This is a genomic window from Megasphaera micronuciformis F0359 (assembly GCF_000165735.1).
Lineage (GTDB): Bacteria > Bacillota > Negativicutes > Veillonellales > Megasphaeraceae > Megasphaera > Megasphaera micronuciformis.
This window is the reverse complement of the sequence record NZ_GL538211.1, coordinates 1-1,719: the sequence shown is the minus strand read 5'-3', so window position 1 is coordinate 1,719 and position 1,719 is coordinate 1. Positions and strand designations below refer to the sequence as shown.

Genomic DNA, 1,719 nt, shown 5'->3' with positions numbered 1-1,719 from the left:
AGCCTCTGGCAATACTCCGACGAGGGACAGATCAACGGATGTGCGGTTGATTTAGACGTTATGTACGACTAATCGAGGTGACATGATGAAAATTCCGATGATAAAAGATGAGAAACAGGCGAAACTTGTAAGAATCACGCTCATTGCGATTTTGACGACTTTTTGCTTAGGATGTATATACTTTGCCGTGCAGCATGAGAAAAAGCCCGTAGAGAGCCCCGTGCGAATGCGTTTTTCAGACACGACCGATAAAAATGCGGTAAAGAAGAATTTACACGTCGACGATAAGACTGCGGGGGAACTGGTGACGAGAATTGAACGAATTCATGAGGGGACCGTATCACCGAATGTAACTTATTACGTATCGGCTCCTGATTTACAAACGGCTGCCGATACGACAGAGGCCGCTATTCGAAATAAGGACCCGCGCTTACCGAAAGAGGCGGTAGCTAAAAGTGATCGCACGGTAGTCACGGTAGACGATACCAAGCAGAAAGTGGATGTGTACAAAATTAACTTACGCAACAACCACAAAGTAAAGGCCGGCGGCACCTATATAGACGGGAAACCGTATCTGTCTATCGGGTACCAAGCGGGTCGTGTGGAAGGCATAGCCCATATCGGACAAGATGGACGACAGGGGGGTACCCTGTTATACACAATTAAAGAATGGTAATGTAAAAGACTCTCCCATAATCGGGAGAGTCTTTTTTGTATACAATGCAATTTGGAAAATAATATGATATACTATGAATACTAAATAAGGGAGGTGTCTTATATGGAACAGATTTTAATGTTAAATAAATTTTGCCTTCGTGGTATGTATGCAATTTTCAACCCGAAGAAGGCCTCTCGGAAACGAATTAATTTAATTTTAAAGACAACAAATGAAAAGGCAATAAGAGATGATTGGAACTTGGTTGGAGAGGATTTTAAAGTATCCTTGATTGAGTACGGTAAAAAATATGTCCAATAAAAAATCTGATGAAAATATTCCAGAAAAGTTAGACGTTCCTGAATTCCTGCAAAAGAAAACAGGTCAACCGATTCAACAAATTCAACAAATGCAAATCAGATCTGGTCCGCTACCGGATCCAGAAGAATTACAACGGTACGAAGATATTTGTCCGGGGGCTGCAGGTCGCATTATTGATATGGCTGAATCCCAAGGAAAGCATAGAAGAGAATTAGAAGCAAAGGTTATAAAGGCTGAGGTTTGGGATGGACATATGGCCCTTATATTTGCGTTTATTCTTTCCCTGGTGTGTTTAGTCGGCGGGATCTATTTGTTGGAAAATGACCATTATATCGTAGGAACCGTTTTTGCGGGAGTTGGAGTTACAGCAATTATTCGAGCCTTTTTAGGACATAAAAATTCTCGAAACAAATAAACAGAGAAGTGACGGTAAATGAAAAGTCGTTTAACGTCACTTCTTTTTTTGACAACATATTAACCCCCAATATAGCTCCTTATCAGAAAATAATAAAAGTAAAAATGGCTCTTATCTATGCGGAAATGGCGTGTTTATGAAGAAAATAAATACGTCATTAAAGGACGCATTGTCTCTACATCCCGATACCAGAGGGTCGTATTGAAAAAATTGTGCATATCGGCAACAGTGACCGACAAGGTGGCATCTTGGTAAGGCAAAAAAGATTCTCCCGATTATGGGAGAGTCTTTTTTTGTTGTACGCCGAATAGGCATGACAAAACCCCCA

General features: G+C 40.9%; 3 protein-coding genes. All 3 read left to right on the top strand.

Annotated elements, in window-relative coordinates:
- Positions 1-82: 82 nt before the first annotated feature.
- Complete coding sequence (locus HMPREF9429_RS08290; RefSeq protein WP_006942996.1) at positions 83-676, top strand: hypothetical protein; 594 nt, start codon at positions 83-85, stop codon at positions 674-676.
- A 102-nt stretch (positions 677-778) separates the two neighbouring features.
- Positions 779-976, top strand: a complete 198-nt coding sequence (locus HMPREF9429_RS08285) for a hypothetical protein (RefSeq protein WP_006943080.1) — start codon at positions 779-781, stop codon at positions 974-976.
- Positions 966-1,391, top strand: coding sequence for a DUF2335 domain-containing protein (locus HMPREF9429_RS08930; protein ID WP_006943078.1), 426 nt, complete (start codon positions 966-968; stop codon positions 1,389-1,391). The genes HMPREF9429_RS08285 and HMPREF9429_RS08930 overlap by 11 nt, the downstream gene beginning before the upstream one ends.
- Positions 1,392-1,719 lie beyond the last annotated feature (328 nt).